The organism is Lentzea sp. NPDC092896, assembly GCF_044754905.1.
In the GTDB taxonomy this organism is placed as follows: Bacteria; Actinomycetota; Actinomycetes; order Mycobacteriales; family Pseudonocardiaceae; genus Lentzea.
The window spans coordinates 16,014-32,530 of the sequence record NZ_JBIVPX010000013.1 but is presented as its reverse complement, the minus strand read 5'-3'; the positions used below and the strand labels follow the sequence as shown (position 1 = coordinate 32,530).

Below are 16,517 nucleotides of genomic sequence, written 5' to 3'. Positions count from 1 at the left end.
GAACACCGCCACGATGAGCGGCATGAACGAAGTCCTCATTGCAGCGGAGCGCCTGGCCACGGCGGCGCGCGAGAAGGTTCCGTGTGCGCCCGTGCGGGACCTCATCGGTGACGCCGAGGCTTACGCGGTGCAGCAGCACAACATCGCCGCACGGATCGCGGACGGCGCCACGGCGGTCGGCCGCAAGATCGGTCTGACCTCTCCGGCGGTCCAGCAGCAGCTCGGCGTGGACCAACCGGACTTCGGGGTGCTGCTCGACGACATGGCCTACGAGGACGGTGACGAGCTGCCGGTGTCCGGGCTGCTGCAGCCGAAGGTCGAGGCGGAGCTGGCGTTCGTGCTGAAAGCGGACCTCACCGAAGGGCCGTTCGACGAGCAGCGAGCCGCGAGCGCCGTAGGGCACGTCAAAGCCTCGCTGGAGATCGTGGACAGCCGGATCAGCGGCTGGGACATCACCTTCGCCGACACGGTCGCGGACAACGCCTCGTCGGGGCTGTTCGTCCTGGGTGCCGAGCAGGCGGACCTGGGCGAGGTCGTGCCGAAGAACGTGGAGATGGTGCTCAGCGTCAACGGCGTGGAGCGCTCGGCGGGGGCCGGTACCGCGTGCCTGGGCGACCCGCTGACCGCGCTCGCGTGGCTCGCCACGACCGCCGCGAACCTCGGCGCCCCGTTGAAGGCGGGCGACGTCGTGCTCAGCGGCGCGCTCGGCCCGATGGTCGCGGTCGAACCGGGCGACCAGGTCGAGGCGACGATCACCGGGCTCGGCACCGTGCGGGCCACTTTCGCGAAGCAGGAGGCGTGATGCGCACGAAGGTCGCGATCATCGGGTCGGGCAACATCGGCACCGACCTCGTCATCAAGGTGCTCAAGCGGTCCACCACCCTCGAGGTGGCGGCACTGGTCGGCATCGACCCCGCGTCGGACGGCCTCGCCAAGGCGGGAAAGCTCGGCGTTCCGACCACTTCGGACGGCATCCAGGGCCTGGTCGCGATGCCGGGGTTCGAGGACATCGAGATCGTGTTCGACGCCACCTCCGCGGGCGCCCACGCGAAACACGCCGAAATCCTCGCCGCGCACGGCAAGCGGGTCATCGACCTCACCCCGGCGGCGATCGGGCCGATGGTGGTGCCGACGGTCAACCTAGACGAACACCTGAGCGCCCCGAACGTCAACATGGTCACCTGCGGCGGTCAGGCCACGATCCCGATCGTCGCCGCGATCAACACGGTCACTCCGGTGCCGTACGCGGAGATCGTCGCCTCGATCTCGTCACGAAGCGCGGGACCAGGCACGCGCGCGAACATCGACGAGTTCACCGAGACGACCGCGCAGGCCATCGCGGACGTGGGCGGCGCACAACGGGGCAAGGCCGTCATCGTGCTCAACCCGGCGGACCCGCCGATCACCATGCGGGACACCGTTCTCGCGCTCGTGAACGCACCGGATCCCCAGACGCAGCACCGGATCCGCGCCTCCGTCGAGTACATGATCACCCAGGTGGCCGCGTACGTCCCCGGCTACCGCCTCAAGCAGCCCGTGCAGATCGACCCGGTCGAGCAGCCGCACACGCTCACCGAGGAACCGGTGACGCACCAGGTCACCGTGCTGCTGGAGGTCGAGGGAGCGGCTGACTACCTGCCTGCCTACGCGGGCAACCTGGACATCATGACCAGCGCGGCCCTGCGAGTCGCGGAGACCATGGCGAAGGCGGTCGTGCGCGCATGAAGATCTACCTCCAGGACGTGACGCTCAGGGACGGCATGCACGCCCTGCGGCACCGCATCGATCCCCGGAAGGTCACCGAGATCGCCAGGGCACTGGACCAGGCCGGAGTCGACGCCGTCGAGGTCTCGCACGGCGACGGCCTCAGCGGCGGCTCGCTCGTCTACGGCCCCGGCAGCCACACCGACTGGGAGTGGATCGAGGCGGCCGCGGAAGCGTTGACCCAGGCCAAACTCACGACGCTGCTGCTGCCCGGCATCGGCACGCTCCACGACCTCAAACGCGCCCACAGCCTTGGCGTGCAGTCGGTTCGCATCGCCACGCACTGCACCGAAGCCGACATCTCCGCCCAGCACATCGCCGGCGCGCGCGACCTCGGCATGGACGTGTCCGGGTTCCTGATGATGAGCCACCTCGCCGAACCGCAGGAGCTCGCACGCCAGGCGAAGCTGATGGAGTCCTACGGCGCGAACTGCGTCTACGTAACGGATTCCGGCGGCCGGCTGCTCCCTCACGACGTCCGCGCCCGGATCCGCGCCTACAAGGACGTCCTCGACGCCGAGACGGAAATCGGCATCCACGCGCACGAGAACCTGTCGCTGGCCGTCGCGAACTCCATCACCGCCGTCGAAGAAGGCGCCACGCGGGTCGACGCCTCCTTGGCCGGACTCGGTGCCGGAGCGGGGAACTGCCCCATCGAACCGTTCGTCGCCGTCGCGAACCTCCAGCAGTGGCAGCACAACGCCGACCTGTTCGCGCTCGAGGACGCCGCCGACGACCTCGTGCGGCCGATCATGGACCGCCCGGTGCGCGTCGACCGCGAGAGCCTCACCCTGGGCTACGCGGGCGTCTACGGCTCATTCCTGCGCCACGCCGACACGGCCGCCCAACGCACCGGCGCCGACGTCCGGACTCTCCTGCTGGAGGCCGGACGCCGGCGCCTGGTGGGCGGTCAGGAGGACATGCTCACCGACATCGCGTTGGATCTCACGCAGTAGCCGTCAAACGACAGGAAATGTAGTTCCGATGCCCATGCCGGTGATCCACTCCGGCACGGGCTCGTAACTCGTCCACGCCAGCGGCAGGCCTACGGCGACCTGCCCGATGAGCCAGCAGCGGATCTCGTGCCCGCCGCTGCCGGCGTGGTCCTCCAGCGCCTCGTGCCCGAGGGAGGCGATCTCACCGGCCGACCCCGCCGACAGCCGGTCGAGGAACCACCCGTCCCACACCGCGTTCACCTTCGCGTCGGGGTTGCCGCCCATGGCCTTCACCCGCGGCTCGCGCGCCGCCGCGAACTCCTTCGCGTACGCCCGTCCCCGGATCAACGACTCGCGCCGCTCCCCCACCACGGACGGATCGCGCGGGTCGTTGGACGGCAACCAGTGCGACAGGCCGCCGGAAGCGACCACCAGCACTCGTCCCGGAAACACCGACGACCGCAGCGCGGCCCCCAAGGCACGTCCCAGTTCCACACACCGGTCCAGCGACGGCAACGGAGGCGCGGCCGTGTTGACCACCAACGGCACCAACGGCAGCGTCGTGCCACCGGTGATCATCTCGTAGCTCTGCACGATGCCGTGGTCGACGGTCAGCGAGTACGACAGCGACACGTCGAACCCCGCGTCCGCGAGACCGCTGTGCGCCGACCAGGCCAGCGTCTGGGCCACCGGCAACGGCCCCGAGCTGCTGCCGAAGTCGCCGAACCCCACCGCTTCCTCGACCCCGAGCACGAACGGCGGCATCACGTCGTAGAAGTTGGCGTGGAAGTGGTCCGGCCCGATGACCACGATCGCGTCCGGCGCCAGCTTCTCCACCGCGAGCCGCACGCGGTCCGCGTCGCGCAGGAACACCGACCCCGGCCCGTCGGAACCGTCCGGTGGCAGCAGCGTCGCGAACGGGCTGTGCGACATCCCCGCGAATCCGATGATCTCCGCCATCAGGACGGGTCCTTTCCGTGCAACAGCCAGGTGCGGTGCGTGTCGAGGAACTCGGAGACCTTCTCCCACTGCGGCCAGTGCCCGGCGTCGTCGATGACGTGCAACCGCGCGTCCGGCAACCACCCCAGGAGCATGTCGGCCTCGTCCAGCCCGCCCGTCGGGTCGTGGCTGGTCCACAGCAACAACGTCGGCGCCGCGACCTTCCCCACCCACGCCGGGTCCCACGCGAAGTCCATGCGCACCACTGGGTCCTGCAACACCAGCGTGTTCGTGATCGCCTGCACGAAGCCCGGCCGCGAGTACACCTGACGACGCAGGTTCACCAGCTCGTCGGTGACCATCTCCTTGTGGTGGAACAGGAACTCCACCCGGCGCCGCACGGTCTCCTCGCTGGGGTCGAGCACGGCGGCCATCGTGCTGTCCCGCATGCGTTGCATGACCTCGGGCTTGTTCGCGATGTTGCCCGGCGTGTTCAGCACGAGCCGGTCGACGCGGTCCGGGAAGTGCGCGGCGACCCACGCGACCACCCAGCCGCCCAACGACTCACCGGACAGGTGCGCCTTCTCGACGCCCAACGCGTCCAGCAGCCCCACGAGGTGCTCGGACAGCACGTCGATCGTGTACGGCAGATCCGGCAGGTCGGACCAGCCGTGGCCGATCATGTCGTAGGCGGTGACGTGGAAGTCCTCCGCCAGCCCCGCGACGTCCCGCGCGTAGGCCTCCAGGTGGCCGCCCGTGCCGTGCAACAGCACGAGTTCCGGGCCGGAGCCTGCCTGCAGGATCCTGGTCCGCACGGTATGGCCGCGCACCGGGACGTCGACGTGCCGCACGGTGTGGTCCACATGCGACAGTTCGCCCCAGATGCTGACGTGTTCGGGAATCACTTGTCCTCCCCTGATGTGTCGAAACGGGCGCGGGCCTCGTCGAACGTCGCGAGGCCCGCGCTCTGCCTGCGGGCGAGCCCGAACAGCGCGAGCAGCCGGGAGTTCTCGATCGTGAGGAACTCGACCGGCTCCGAGGTGGAGTCGTTGTAGTGGCGGTGCCAGGTCCACGGCGGTGTGTAGACGAACGAGCCGGAAGTCCAGGTCACCGTCTCGAACTTGTCGGGTTCGGCGTCCTGGATATCGCTGTGCCCGTCGCCGGAGATCACGAAGTGCACGGTCTCGTGGTAGTGCCGCTGCATGTCCGAGCTCTCGCCCGCCGGGATCACCTGGCGGAACAGCTCGAACGTCGACGTCGGCAGCTTGCCCGCGATCCGCAGCGTGGTCGGGTTCGGCACCGCGCCGGCGGGAATCGTCTCCAGCTCGTCGTCGTGCACGACCAGCGGACGCCCGCCGTCGGGCCGCACCGCGTGCGTGAGCGCCCCGAGGAAGTCGGTCATGGCGAAGTCGGGTCCTGAGGTGGCCAACGCGCTTTCCCTTTCAGCCTGAGAACTCGGTGCGACCGCCGTCGACGGTCAGCACGATGCCGTTGACGTAGGAGGCTTGTGGCGAAGCCAGAAACGCCACGGCGGCGGCGATCTCGCTCGGATCCGCGGCACGCAGAGCCGGAATGTCCGCGAGGTCGTGTGCGGCGGCGGTGTCGAGGTCCACGCCCGCCGCCTCGGCCCTGCGGCGCAACACCTCCAGCCGTCGAGGCGTCAAGGTCGCGCCGGGAGCGACGCAGTTGACCGTGACGCCGTCCGCCGCGAACTGCCGTGACGCGAGCTTCATCGCCGACGTCACGGCAGCGCGCAGCACCGTCGACGACGCCAAGCCGGGTTGCGGCTGCCGCACGGCGGTCGACGTGATCGTGACGGCCCGGCCGAACCCGCGCCGGGCCATGAGGGGCAACGCCTCGCGCAGCAACGCGAGCGGCCCGAGCAGCAACAGGTCGAGGTCGCGGTGCCACTGGGCGTCCGGCACCTCGAAGATCCCGCCCGGTGACGGCCCGCCCGCGTTCACGACCAGCACGTCGAGCGAGCCGAACCGGCCGGCGACGTTGCCGACGACGGTGGTGGCCTCACCGGGATCGGCGAGGTCGCAGACGAGGTGGTCAGCGCCGAGGGGCGCGGCCGTCTCCTTCAGCGTGGATTCGGTGCGTCCGGCCAGCACGACGCGGTATCCGCTCTCGACGAGCGCCGCGGCCGTCGCCGCACCGATTCCGCCGGCGCCGCCCCCGACGAGCGCGACCCGCGTGGTGTTTGCGTCCATGAGCTCCTACAGTCGCCGTGTGCGAATGGTCGACCAAGGATGAGTCCCAGTGACCGGGACTCGCAGTCAACCGAGCCGAGCGGTTCACTCGAACGCGCGGCGGCGATCCTGGACGCCTTCGACGTCGGGCACCGCGAGCTGGGCCTCGCCGAACTCGTGCGCAGATCCGGGCTTCCGCGCTCGACGGTGCACCGCACGGCGGGCCGCATGATCGAGCTGGGCTGGCTCGACAAGCCGGGCGACCGCTACCGGATCAGCACCGGCCTGTTCAAGCTCTCCAGCCTGGTGCCCGTGCGGCACGAGCTGCGCGAAGCCGTGCTGCCGTTCCTGCAGGACCTCTACGCGGCCGCCCGCGTCACGGTCCAGCTGGGCGTGCTCGACGGCACCCGCGTGCTGGTCGTCGACAAGATCACCGGACACCGGCCGATGCCGATGCTCGACCAGGTCGGCGGCGTGATCCCGGCCCACTGCTCGGGTCTGGGCCGCGCGATGCTCGCCTACTCCGACACGTCCACTGTGGACGCGGTGATCGCCGCGGGGCTGGAACGCCGCACTCCCCGCACGATCACCAGCCCGACCACGTTGCGCCGTGAGCTCGCCGCGATCCCCGACCGGGGCTGGGCCTACGACCGGGAGGAGGGGATCGTCGGCATCAGCTGCATCGCGGCACCGATCTTCAACGCGGGTGGCGAGGTCGCCGCGGCGTTGTCGGTGACGGGCCCCAGCGCGGCGGTGCGCCCGGAACGGATCGGCCCCGCCGTGCGGATGGCGGCAGCGGCGGCGACGCGTGCCTATTCGACCCGTCGCTGGGAGTCCCACTAGCCGGGACTTCTGGTTGGCCGCCGACACGGCAGCGCTCCACAGTGTGGTCCGTCACGTCCTCACCGAGGAGGCCCCAGGATGCGAGTCGCGATCATCGGCGCCGGAGTCGCCGGCCTCACCACCGCGAAGGTGTTGCTGCAGGCAGGGCACGAGGTCGAGGTGTTCGACCGGACACCGGACGTCGGCGGCGTGTGGAGCCGCACCCGGCGCTACCCCGGCCTCACCACGCAGAGCCCGAAGGCCCAGTACTCGTTCTCGGACTTCCCGATGCCGAAGGACCTGCCGGAGTGGCCGACCGGCGAGCAGGTGCAGGCGTACCTGGAGGCCTACACGTGGCACTTCGGCGTCGACGCGTGCCTGCGCCTGGAGACGACGGTGACGTCCGTCGTGCCCGTTGGCGACGCGTGGGATCTGACCACGCACACCGGCACGACGTATCGCTACGACAGCGTGATCGTGGCCAACGGCGTGTTCTGCGAACCGTCCGTGCCCGCGTTCCCGGGCCGTGAGGAGTTCGAGGCGGCCGGCGGGCGAGTGCTCGCGGGCACCGAGTTCCTCGACGTCGAGGAGGCGCGGGACAAGCACGCGCTTGTCGTCGGCTACGGCAAGTCGGCGTGCGACGTGACGGTGCCGATCAGCGGTGTCGCCGCGAGCACCGACATCATCGCGCGGCAGCTGCTGTGGAAGGTCCCGCGCAAGATCGGCGGCGTCGTCAACTTCAAGATGCTGCTGCTGACCCGCATGGGTGAGGCGCTGTTCCGCTACCGGTGGCTGCGCGGGTTCGAGAAGTTCCTGCACGGCCCCGCGAACGGGATGCGGCGCTCGATGCTCAACTCGCTCGGATCGGTGTCGGTCCGGCAGTTCGGGCTCGCGAAGCACGACCTGGTGCCGTCCGGGCAGATGGAGGACATCGTCAAGGGCGCCATCGGCCTCGCGACCGAGGGGTTCTTCGAGGGCGTCGAGTCGGGCGAGATCCGCGTGCACCGCGACCGGACGATCGCGCGGCTCAAGGCCGGTGGCGCTGAGCTCTCCGACGGCACGGTGCTGCCCGCCGACCTGATCGTCTGCGCCACCGGGTTCACGCAGGGCGTGCCGTTCCTGCCGGACTCCGTGCAGGAACGGCTGTTCGACGAGCGCGGCAACTTCGCGCTGTACCGGCAGATCCAGCCGATCGGCGTGCCCGGGCTCTACTTCAACGGCTACAACTCGTCGTTCTTCAGCCCGCTCAACGCGGAGATGGCGGCGTTGTGGATCGCGGCCGATCTCGCGGGAGCGCTCTCGCTGCCGGACGCCGCCGCGCGCCGGGCGGATGTGGCGGCACAGCTCGCGTTCATGGACGAGGCGACGAACACGCACCACTGCCGCGGCACCAAGATCATCCCGTTCTCGCTGAAGAACGCCGACGAGGTGCTCGCGGACCTCGGCCTGCAGATCAGCAGGACGACCCGCGCGTCGCACTGGCTCAACCCGGTCGCGCCGTCGGCGTACCGCAAGGTCACGCCCCAGTTGCTCGCCCGGATCAGTCGAAACGAGGTTGGAGACCATGGAAACCCCCGTGAAGCATCACGTCTACCGCAGCGGTGAGGGCACGAACGTCGGCGCGATCGGCCTGGGCATCTACACGCGGCTGACCGGCGCGGACACCAAGGGCGCCTACTCGCTGTTCGAGTACGTCGTGCCGCCGAACCTGGGCGGGCCGCCCACGCACATCCACAGCCGCGAGGACGAGCTGTTCACGTGCGTGCAGGGACGGGTCGTCGTCGAGCTGGACGGCGAGGAACACGTGCTGGAGCCAGGGGATTCGCTCCTCATGCCGCGCGGGGTTCCGCACATGTTCCACAACCCGTTCGACGAGGAGACGCGCGTGGTGGCCGTCGTGTCGCCGCCGGGGCTGGAGAACTACTACCAGGCGTTGTCGGAGCTGCCGCCGGGGCCGCGGGACATGAAGCTGGTCGCGGAGATCATGGTGCAGCACGGGCTTTCGCTGCAGAAGAAGCCATGAGCCGGGCCGAGATGGTGCGGCAGATGTGTGCCGCTGTGGACTCCGGTGACGCCGAGGCGTTCGGTGCGTGGTTCGCCTCCGATGCCACCTATGTCTTCGGCAACAACGAGCCGTTGATCGGGCGTGCCGCGGTCGTTGCGGCGACTGCCGGCGCCGCCGGTGCGTTGCCGTGGGTCCGGCACGTGGTCGACCAGGTCGCGGAGGTCGGGGACCAGCTGTTCTGCCGGTTCACCATCGAGACCGAGGCGCCGGACGGGAAGCCGCTCGCGTTGCCCTGTGTGACGGTGATCTGGATGTCGGGCGACGAGGTCGTCGACTATCGCGTGCACATGGACATATCGCCGGCGATGGCGTGAGAAGAGGGGCCCGGTTCGCCGGGCCCCTTCTCGTTATGCAGCTTGGGTTTGCTGTGCGGCCGGGCGGTGCACCGTGGTGAGGAACCGTCGGCACGCCTCGAAGTCGAGTTCGTCGCAGCGCCACGCGACGTGGCCGTCCGGGCGGATGACGTAGAGGGCCTGCGATTCCGGTTCGGTGAGGCCGTAGTGCTCGAACACCTGCGCCGAGTCGGCTCGGTGCACCCGGCCGTCCGGCCTGGCTTCCACACGCGCGACGAGATGGCTGGTGACGCCGAGTTCGTTCAGCGCGGTCATGTGCTCGGTGATCTCGTTGCCGGTGAGGTGCTTGCGGGACAACGCGATCACGTGCAGCTGGTAGCCCTGCAGGAGATCGAAGACCTGCTCGCGGTCGTTGATCCGGGCATCGGGAACGCGGTGTCCCGCCAGTGGGCCCTTGAGCGAGTAGAGCAGCTCGTTCACGTTGATCTCGCTGGGCCGGTAGCCGAGGCTCAGTTGCGAGAGGCGGTGGAACGACTTGCGGTGCGGGATCGGTGCCGCCGACATCCGTCCGATCAGGAACGGCCCCGCGGTGTCGCGCAGCCACGCCTGCCAGCCGTGCAGGCCCGCCGCGACCCGGTAGAGGCGGTCGGTGAACTTCAGCAACCTGATGCCCGCCGGATGACGTTCGGCGGAATAGGTGTCGAGCAGGTCCACGTCGTCGTTGATCGCCGCCGCGAGCTTCCAGGCGAGGTTGGCGGCGTCGTGCAGGCCGGTGTTCATGCCCTGGCCGCCCGCCGGGGAGTGGATGTGGGCGGCGTCGCCGACGAGGAACCCCCTGCCGCGGCGGTAGTCGTCGACGCCGCGCAGGTGGACCTGGTAGCGGCTGGTCCAGATCGGGGCGCTGAGGGTGACGGGCAGGTTCATCGCCCTGCGCAGCTCGTCCTGCAGGATCGCCAGGTCGAAGTCCGCTCCGGGGTCGCCGAAGTCGGTGACCATCACGCGTGAGGTCTCGGCGCCTTTCAGGGGCAGGAACAGGCCGATGCGGTCGCGGTTCATGAACACCCGGAAGTGCGCGTGGTCGAGCGGCCACTCGACCTTGCAGTCGGCCAGGAGATAGCGCTGGCCGTACTTGTCGCCGTCGAAGGTGAGCCCGAGCCGCTGGCGGACGGTGCTGCGGGCGCCGTCCGCGCCGACGACGTACTGGGCGGTGATGGTCCGCTCTCCGACGACCGCGGTGACGGCGTCCTCGGTCTGGTTCAGTTCGGTGAGCCTGGTGCCGCGCCGGACTGTGACGCCGTGCCGCGCGAGGTCCTTGAGCAGCACCTCCTCCACTTCGGACTGCGGCGCCATCAGGATGAACTGGTACGGCGTGGTCGCCGCCTTCGCGCGGTCGAAGTCCAGGCCACCGGCCTGCTTGCCCCTGATGTGGAAGCGGATGCCGGTCGTGACCACGCCGCGTTCGAGCAGGTCGCCGGCCAGTCCGATGCTGCGGAACAGCTCGATGGTGCGAGCTTGGACGGCGAACGCCCTCGACTCCGTGGCGGGACCGGCGCCGGCGTCGACCACGCACACCCTGACGCCCTGGCGGACCAGCAGCGCCGCCGTCATCAGGCCGCTCGGACCGGCGCCGACGACGAGGACGTCGCAGTCGTAGCGGGACAACCGGGACATCACCGCCCCGGGTTTCGGCGGCGGGTTGACCGGGCGGGTCCGGGACTTGCCCAGACGGGTCAGCAACCCGCTGCCCGGACGGGCGGTGACCTGTGGCAGCGGGTTGCCGGTGAACCTGCCCCACAGGCGGCGGGCGAGGAGGAAGAGCAGCGTGACGATGGCGATGATCAGCAGGCCCACGGTCTACCACCCGGCCGGCAGGTCGCTGGACATGCGCAGGAACTGCTGGCGCAGCGGGCCCTCGACCAGAGGCTGGATCGCGCGCCGGAACTCCTGGACGTAGGGCTCGGTGAGGTGCTTCTCCAGGTCCTGCTTCGACCGGAACATCTCGTAGATCACGAACTGCGACCGGTCAGCGCGGTCCCGATGGACGTGGAACTCGATCGAGCCCGCCTCGGCGCGCAACGGCTCCACGAGGCCGAGGATCAGTGCCTCCACCTGGTCCTCGTGGCCCTGCTTGGCCTGGGCGAACCCCAGGTGGGCGTAGGGCCCGGTCTCGTCGGCGTCCGGCTCGGGCAGGACGACTCGCGCGTCGCTCATCAGGTCTCCCTTGACTGCTCAACGGATGATGAATTCACCATCGCAGCGAGCGAGCGCGCGATCACAGCAGGAGTCCCAGCGAGCGGGACCGCCCTCTTATGCAAAAGACGTTTGCGGACGACCGCAAACGTCTTTTGCACAAGCGATATATTGATATTGCCCCGAGGGTCAGGCCCCGAAGAAGACCTCGGCCTCTTCGTAACGCTCGGTCGGGACCGTCTTGAGCTCGGCCGTCGCCTCCGACAGCTTCACGCGGACGATGTCGGTGCCGCGCAGCGCGACCATGGTGCCGAAGTCACCGGCGGCGACGGCGTCGACGGCGTGCAGGCCGAAGCGGGTCGCGAGGACGCGGTCGTAGGCGGTCGGCGTGCCACCGCGCTGGATGTGGCCGAGGATGGCCGCGCGGGACTCCTTGCCGGTGCGGTCCGCGATCTCCTCCGCGAGCCACTGGCCGACGCCACCGAGGCGGACGTGGCCGAAGGCGTCGCGCTCACCGGAGTGCAGCACCTCGGCGCCGCCCTCGGGGATCGCGCCCTCGGCGACGACGATGATCGGCGCGAACTCGCTCTCGAAGCGGCGCTCGACCCATCCGACGACCTTGTCGACGTTGAACGGGCGCTCGGGCACGAGGATGACGTTCGCGCCACCGGCGAGACCGGAGTGCAGCGCGATCCAGCCGGCGTGCCGGCCCATGACCTCGACGACGAGCGCACGGTGGTGCGACTCGGCCGTGGTGCGCAGGCGGTCGATGGCCTCGGTCGCGATGTGCACGGCCGTGTCGAAGCCGAACGTGTAGTCCGTGGCGCCGAGGTCGTTGTCGATCGTCTTCGGCACACCGACGACGCCGATGCCGTCGTCGGTCAGGCGCTTCGCGACACCGAGGGTGTCCTCGCCGCCGATCGCGATGATGGCGTCGATGTTGTTCGCCGCGATGGTCTCGCGGATGCGGTCGACACCGCCCTCGACCTTGTAGGGGTTCGTGCGCGACGAGCCCAGGATGGTGCCACCGCGGGTGAGGATCTCCTCGACGTCCGCGAGGCCGATCTCCTTGGTGAGGTTCTCGATCGGGCCCTGCCACCCGTTGCGGAACCCGACGATCTCCCAGCCGTGTGCCTTGATGCCCTTGCGGACCACGGCCCGGATCACGGCGTTCAGACCGGGGCAGTCACCACCGCCAGTGAGCACACCGATGCGCATCTGCTTCCCCATCTCTCGTGTTCTGTGTCACGCAGACTTTCACGAGCTGTATCGGTGCAGCAACGCGGGTCTCACTTACCGGACGGGAAAGCCGATTTTCCGCCGCTGCTCCTCGATCACCTTCCACCGCGCGAGGTTGTGCCGCGCGTCGGCGAGGGCGTCGTGCGCGTCCGCCGGAGGAGCCGGCAGCTTGGGGCGGCCGACGTCGTCCCAGCGTTGCCGCAGGTCGCGTGTGAAGCGGGGCAGCGCGCGCGGCAACGCCGGCATCGCACCCCACAGCTGCGCGAGCGCCACGTGGTCGTAGGCGGCGAACCAAGCCCACAACTCGACCTCGTCGCGCGCCGCGTTGCGGGCGTTGAGGAAGTCGAGCAGGTCCTCGCGGATGCGCTCGCGGCCGCGCCACGCCTTGTCCGCGGGCGAGGGCAGCTGGTTGAGAACGTTCTGCCGCACCCACGGTCCCGCGCGATCGGGATCGAACTCGGTGGACACGGCGTAGAACTCGCGGCCTTCCTCGTCGACCACACCGATCGACACGAGGTCGATCGTCAGCCCGTCCTCGATGAACTCACAGTCGTAGAAAAACCGCACCGCGACACCCTAGGGGTGCGCTCAGCTCGCCTTCTTCTCGGGCACCCGGTCGCCCTTCTTGCCCTGTTCCGGCACGTCGGCGGTCTGCTCCTTGGCCTTCGCCGCGTAGACGTCGACGTACTCCTGACCGGAGAGCTCCATCAACGCGTACATGATCTCGTCGGTGATCGAGCGCAGCACGAACCTGTCGCCGGACAGCCCCTCGTAGCGGGAGAAGTCGAGCGGCTTACCGATCTTGATGCGGATCGGGTACGGCTTCCACATCTTGGAGCCGATGGGGTTCGCCTTGTCCGTGCCGAACATCGCGACGGGAATGACCGGCGCCCCGGACTCCAGCGCGATCCACGCGACGCCGACCTTGCCCTTGTAGAGGCGGGCGTCCGGCGAACGCGTGCCCTCGGGGTAGATGCCGAGCAGCTTGCCCTCGCGCACGATCCGCACGCCGGTGTCGAGCGCTCCCTGCGCGGCGGACGCGCTGGACCGGTCGATCGGCACCTGGCCGACGCCGGTGAAGAACCACTTCTGCAGCTTGCCCTTGATCCCCGTGCCGGTGAAGTACTCGATCTTGGCGGGGAAGGTCATGCGCCGCGACAGCAACAGCGGCAGGAAGAAGGAGTCCGACACGGCGAGGTGGTTGCTCGCCAGGATCGCTCCGCCTTCCTTGGGGATGTTCTCGGCACCCTCGATGATCTTCGGCTGGAAGAACAGCCGCAGAATCGGTCCCAGGAGGACGTGCTTCATCAACCAGTACAGCACCTTGGGAAGCGCCTCCCTTAAGACCCCGCGAAACCTTGATCCCGACAATCAGCCTACGGAGCCGACCGCACCTCACACAACGAGTCCCGAGTTAGTGCGTCACGGCCATCTCGAAGTGCGCGCCGGGAAGCCCGCCGTCGAGTGCGACGGTGAACGTGACTGGGCCGACTGCCGTAACCCGCAACACATCCCGCCCGTGCAACGATGTGGGGTCAGAGGGTGGCGGCACGTGGGAGAGGCTCTGGATGAACGCCCGGCGCGACTCGACCGACGGACCGGAGAACGTCGACGAGCTCTTTGCCGAGATCGTCGCGGGTCTCGAACGGGACGGGGTCGGCAAGGACTGGCTCGACCTCGACGAGGCGGGCCCGCAAGAACCGGAACCACGCACCGTCGTGGCAGACGAACCGGCACCGGACCCCGTTGACGAGCCCGAAGGCCGCGATCCGGCCGACGAGGACCACTACGTCCCGCCGGAGCCGCCGCCGTTCCCGGTGCTGCGCGCCTCCACGTTCGCGGCCCTCGGCCTGTTCGTGCTGGGCATCCTCCTGCTGGTGGCGCCCGGCATCTTCGGACTGCAGGCGCGCATCGGCACGCCGCTGTCCCTGGTGGCGCTGTGCGCGGGGGTCGGCTGGCTGATCCTGCGCATGCGCAACACCCCGCCGCCCGACTCGGGCTGGGACGACGGCGCCCAGGTGTGACACGTCACGTCTTGCTTGGTAACGACGTGATAACAGCCACTCAAACCTTCAGATAACGATTCGGTCGTGCTTACCGTGTCGCCCATGGACCAGATGCAGCACCTGATGATGGCCCGCGCCATGGCGACCCTGAGCAAGAAGGACGCGGAGCGCGCCAAGCGCCGCCGCCCGCGCATCCTGCGCCTGCTCGGCCGCTAGATCCTGGGTCCGGCCGCTTCGGCCGGTCGTCCGAGCTGGGTGTTCGCGGCGGGTGAACAACCCCGACACGCTCGCCGCGAACCCTCACTCCCTCTTCCGCAGCGCGTCCGGCTTGTGCACCGCGTCCTTGCCGCTCGTGGCGCTGCGCACCCGGTACTGCGGCTCCTCCTCCGAAGCCGCCACCTTGCGCCCGGCGGCCCGCGTCTCGCCGGTGATCTCCTCCACGACCTCGCCGTGGGTCCGCGAGCCGTGGCTCGACCACTCGACCTGGTCCCCCGGCTCGTACGGATGCTTCGTCATCGGAGCCTCCTGACGTCCGCTTCGCCGACCCCGGCCAGGTACCCGAGCACGCGACACCGAACACCTCCCCGCACCCTTTGCAATGGGTCATTTGCGGACGAAGTCCAAAGAGTCATTGCTAAGCGGCAGGTCAGCGCCATCGCAAGAACTGATATATCGGCGTGATGGCGATACATCAGAGCGGAGAGGGAGGGCGTGCCGGGCGCGGGTCAGGAGCGGCGCGAGTGGTTCTTCCCTGCCCGTGAGGGCGTCTGGGAGGTCATCTGGGCGGCCATCTCGCGGGCCAGGGTCGCCGCGCCCACGATGCCGGCGTCGTCGCCGAGCTGGGCGGTGCGGATCCGGGCCAGCGGCCGGTGGCCCGCTCCGGTCACCACGGCGGAGTAGCGCTCGCGGGCGTCGTCGAGGAACAGCGGCGCCGACGTCGACACGCCTCCCCCGATGACGATCACCTCGGGGTCGTAGACGTCGGCGACGAGTGCCAGGCCCTCTCCGAGCCAGCGGGCCAGGTCGGCCATCGCGCGTTTGGCCAGCGGGTCGCCGTCGCGGGCCGCGCCTGCCACCCGGCGGCCGGTCACCGCGCGGGAGTCGCCGGCGGCCTCGCGGGCCAGGACGGTGGAGACGCCGGGGTGTTTGGCTAGCAGTTCCACCGCCGTGGCGCTCAGGGCCGTGCCGCTGCAGTAGCGCTCCCAGCAGCCGTTCTTGCCGCACGGGCAGGGGCGGCCGTCCGGGACGACGCGCAGGTGGCCCAGTTCGGGGGCGACGCCGTACGCGCCGCGGAAGACCTCGCCGTTGAGCAGCAGCGCAGCGCCGATGCCCGTGCCGATGGCGACGAGTACGGCGGTCTTGGCGCCTCGGGCGGCTCCGAAGCGGTGTTCGGCGAGGGCGGCGGCGTTCGCGTCGTGTTCCAGGACGACCGGCATGCCCAGGCGGTCGCTCATGCGGTCGGCCACGTCGGCCTGCCGCCACGCCAGGTGGGGCGCGAAACGGACCGTGCGGCGGTCTGAGGCGATGAAGCCCGCCACGGCCAGTCCGACGGCGCTCACCGCGTGACGGTCCGCCACCTCCTCCACGGCGGCGACGATCGCGTCTTCGAGAGCGCGTTCGCCCGCCGGGGTGGGTGCGCGGGAGGTGTCCAGCACCGAGCCGCGCGGGTCCACGACGCCCGCGCGCACGCTGGTGCCACCGATGTCCACTCCGACCGTGAGCACTAGTCGGTCTTCCTGACGACCTTGATGTGCTGCACTCGCTGTCCGGCCTCCGGCGCGGGCTCCTCGGAGTGCTCCGCGGGAGCCGGGGTGCCGGGCTCGCGCAGGGCGGCCCGCAGCACCGCCACCAGGCCCGCCGCGTGTTCGGCTGCCTTCGCGGCCAGTTCGGAACGGTCGCCGCGCAGCAGTGCGACGCCGTTGCACAACGGACACCAGCCGCACGTCTCGGGCGTGTGCGAGCCGTCGCCGGCTTCGGAGACGCGCTGCAGCCACGGCTGCATGCGCTCGGCGGCCGTGTCGATGAGCAGCCGCAGCTCCTCGGCGAGCTTGCCGGTGTTGTCCTGAGTCATC

At 69.7% G+C, this 16,517-nt stretch carries 21 protein-coding genes; 9 read left to right on the top strand and 12 right to left on the bottom strand.

The features are described 5' to 3' along the window. The first annotated feature begins 22 nt into the window (after positions 1-22). The 3 genes from ACIQF0_RS42405 to dmpG are packed head-to-tail and all read left to right on the top strand — an operon-like array spanning position 23 to position 2,720. The gene (locus tag ACIQF0_RS42405) at positions 23-802 is read left to right on the top strand and encodes a 2-keto-4-pentenoate hydratase (RefSeq protein WP_401039738.1); all 780 of its coding nucleotides are present in this window, start codon (positions 23-25) and stop codon (positions 800-802) included. Beyond that, positions 802-1,725: an acetaldehyde dehydrogenase (acetylating) gene (locus tag ACIQF0_RS42400; protein ID WP_401039735.1), complete on the top strand. Its 924-nt coding sequence runs from the start codon at positions 802-804 to the stop codon at positions 1,723-1,725. Before ACIQF0_RS42405 ends, ACIQF0_RS42400 begins: the two co-directional genes overlap by 1 nt. Continuing rightward, positions 1,722-2,720 (top strand): 4-hydroxy-2-oxovalerate aldolase, encoded by a 999-nt coding sequence (gene dmpG, locus ACIQF0_RS42395; RefSeq protein WP_401039732.1) that lies wholly within the window; start codon positions 1,722-1,724, stop codon positions 2,718-2,720. Before ACIQF0_RS42400 ends, dmpG begins: the two co-directional genes overlap by 4 nt. A 3-nt stretch (positions 2,721-2,723) precedes the next feature. On the opposite strand, the gene ACIQF0_RS42390 is transcribed toward dmpG, so the two are convergent. The 4 genes from ACIQF0_RS42390 to ACIQF0_RS42375 are packed head-to-tail and all read right to left on the bottom strand — an operon-like array spanning position 2,724 to position 5,851. Then, positions 2,724-3,659, bottom strand: coding sequence for a 2,3-dihydroxyphenylpropionate 1,2-dioxygenase (locus ACIQF0_RS42390; RefSeq protein ID WP_401039729.1), 936 nt, complete (start codon positions 3,657-3,659; stop codon positions 2,724-2,726). Further along, complete coding sequence (locus ACIQF0_RS42385; RefSeq protein ID WP_401039727.1) at positions 3,659-4,543, bottom strand: alpha/beta fold hydrolase; 885 nt, start codon at positions 4,541-4,543, stop codon at positions 3,659-3,661. The genes ACIQF0_RS42390 and ACIQF0_RS42385 overlap by 1 nt, the downstream gene beginning before the upstream one ends. Next, positions 4,540-5,067 (bottom strand): cupin domain-containing protein, encoded by a 528-nt coding sequence (locus ACIQF0_RS42380; protein WP_401039725.1) that lies wholly within the window; start codon positions 5,065-5,067, stop codon positions 4,540-4,542. Before ACIQF0_RS42380 ends, ACIQF0_RS42385 begins: the two co-directional genes overlap by 4 nt. Before the next feature lie 13 nt (positions 5,068-5,080). Then, entirely contained in the window at positions 5,081-5,851 is a 771-nt protein-coding gene (locus ACIQF0_RS42375) for an SDR family oxidoreductase (RefSeq protein WP_401039722.1), read from the bottom strand. A 39-nt stretch (positions 5,852-5,890) separates the two neighbouring features. Between ACIQF0_RS42375 and ACIQF0_RS42370 the strand changes: the two genes are divergently transcribed. The 4 genes from ACIQF0_RS42370 to ACIQF0_RS42355 all read left to right on the top strand — a co-directional run bounded on the left by ACIQF0_RS42370 (position 5,891) and on the right by ACIQF0_RS42355 (position 9,031). Next, on the top strand, positions 5,891-6,673 hold the full coding sequence (locus tag ACIQF0_RS42370) for an IclR family transcriptional regulator (RefSeq protein WP_360043123.1): 783 nt from the start codon (positions 5,891-5,893) through the stop codon (positions 6,671-6,673). A gap of 78 nt (positions 6,674-6,751) precedes the next feature. Further along, entirely contained in the window at positions 6,752-8,257 is a 1,506-nt protein-coding gene (locus ACIQF0_RS42365; RefSeq protein ID WP_360043120.1) for an NAD(P)/FAD-dependent oxidoreductase, read from the top strand. After that, positions 8,217-8,675, top strand: a complete 459-nt coding sequence (locus tag ACIQF0_RS42360; protein ID WP_191303203.1) for a cupin domain-containing protein — start codon at positions 8,217-8,219, stop codon at positions 8,673-8,675. The genes ACIQF0_RS42365 and ACIQF0_RS42360 overlap by 41 nt, the downstream gene beginning before the upstream one ends. Continuing rightward, entirely contained in the window at positions 8,672-9,031 is a 360-nt protein-coding gene (locus ACIQF0_RS42355) for a nuclear transport factor 2 family protein (protein WP_401039717.1), read from the top strand. The genes ACIQF0_RS42360 and ACIQF0_RS42355 overlap by 4 nt, the downstream gene beginning before the upstream one ends. A gap of 33 nt (positions 9,032-9,064) precedes the next feature. On the opposite strand, the gene ACIQF0_RS42350 is transcribed toward ACIQF0_RS42355, so the two are convergent. The 5 genes from ACIQF0_RS42350 to ACIQF0_RS42330 form a co-directional block, all read right to left on the bottom strand. Beyond that, a complete protein-coding gene (locus tag ACIQF0_RS42350) occupies positions 9,065-10,861 on the bottom strand; it encodes an FAD-dependent monooxygenase (protein ID WP_401039714.1) in 1,797 nt (598 codons plus the stop codon). 3 nt (positions 10,862-10,864) lie between these two features. Beyond that, entirely contained in the window at positions 10,865-11,221 is a 357-nt protein-coding gene (locus tag ACIQF0_RS42345) for a putative quinol monooxygenase (protein ID WP_401039711.1), read from the bottom strand. 168 nt (positions 11,222-11,389) lie between these two features. Continuing rightward, on the bottom strand, positions 11,390-12,418 hold the full coding sequence (locus ACIQF0_RS42340) for a 6-phosphofructokinase (protein WP_330278203.1): 1,029 nt from the start codon (positions 12,416-12,418) through the stop codon (positions 11,390-11,392). A gap of 75 nt (positions 12,419-12,493) precedes the next feature. Further along, positions 12,494-13,006 (bottom strand): polyadenylate-specific 3'-exoribonuclease AS, encoded by a 513-nt coding sequence (locus ACIQF0_RS42335; RefSeq protein WP_093599879.1) that lies wholly within the window; start codon positions 13,004-13,006, stop codon positions 12,494-12,496. Between the two features lie 21 nt (positions 13,007-13,027). Then, complete coding sequence (locus tag ACIQF0_RS42330) at positions 13,028-13,762, bottom strand: lysophospholipid acyltransferase family protein (RefSeq protein WP_360043105.1); 735 nt, start codon at positions 13,760-13,762, stop codon at positions 13,028-13,030. 245 nt (positions 13,763-14,007) lie between these two features. On the opposite strand from ACIQF0_RS42330, the gene ACIQF0_RS42325 reads away from it, so the two are divergent. Further along, a complete protein-coding gene (locus ACIQF0_RS42325; protein ID WP_360043102.1) occupies positions 14,008-14,463 on the top strand; it encodes a hypothetical protein in 456 nt (151 codons plus the stop codon). A gap of 66 nt (positions 14,464-14,529) precedes the next feature. Then, a complete protein-coding gene (locus tag ACIQF0_RS42320) occupies positions 14,530-14,661 on the top strand; it encodes a hypothetical protein (protein WP_360043099.1) in 132 nt (43 codons plus the stop codon). Between the two features lie 84 nt (positions 14,662-14,745). Here the strand turns inward: ACIQF0_RS42320 and ACIQF0_RS42315 are convergent, their stop codons facing one another. The 3 genes from ACIQF0_RS42315 to ACIQF0_RS42305 form a co-directional block, all read right to left on the bottom strand. Then, on the bottom strand, positions 14,746-14,961 hold the full coding sequence (locus tag ACIQF0_RS42315; RefSeq protein WP_401039705.1) for a DUF2945 domain-containing protein: 216 nt from the start codon (positions 14,959-14,961) through the stop codon (positions 14,746-14,748). A 209-nt stretch (positions 14,962-15,170) separates the two neighbouring features. Continuing rightward, positions 15,171-16,169: an ROK family glucokinase gene (locus tag ACIQF0_RS42310; protein WP_360043093.1), complete on the bottom strand. Its 999-nt coding sequence runs from the start codon at positions 16,167-16,169 to the stop codon at positions 15,171-15,173. Next, a complete protein-coding gene (locus ACIQF0_RS42305) occupies positions 16,169-16,516 on the bottom strand; it encodes a hypothetical protein (protein ID WP_401039701.1) in 348 nt (115 codons plus the stop codon). The genes ACIQF0_RS42310 and ACIQF0_RS42305 overlap by 1 nt, the downstream gene beginning before the upstream one ends. Position 16,517 lies beyond the last annotated feature (1 nt).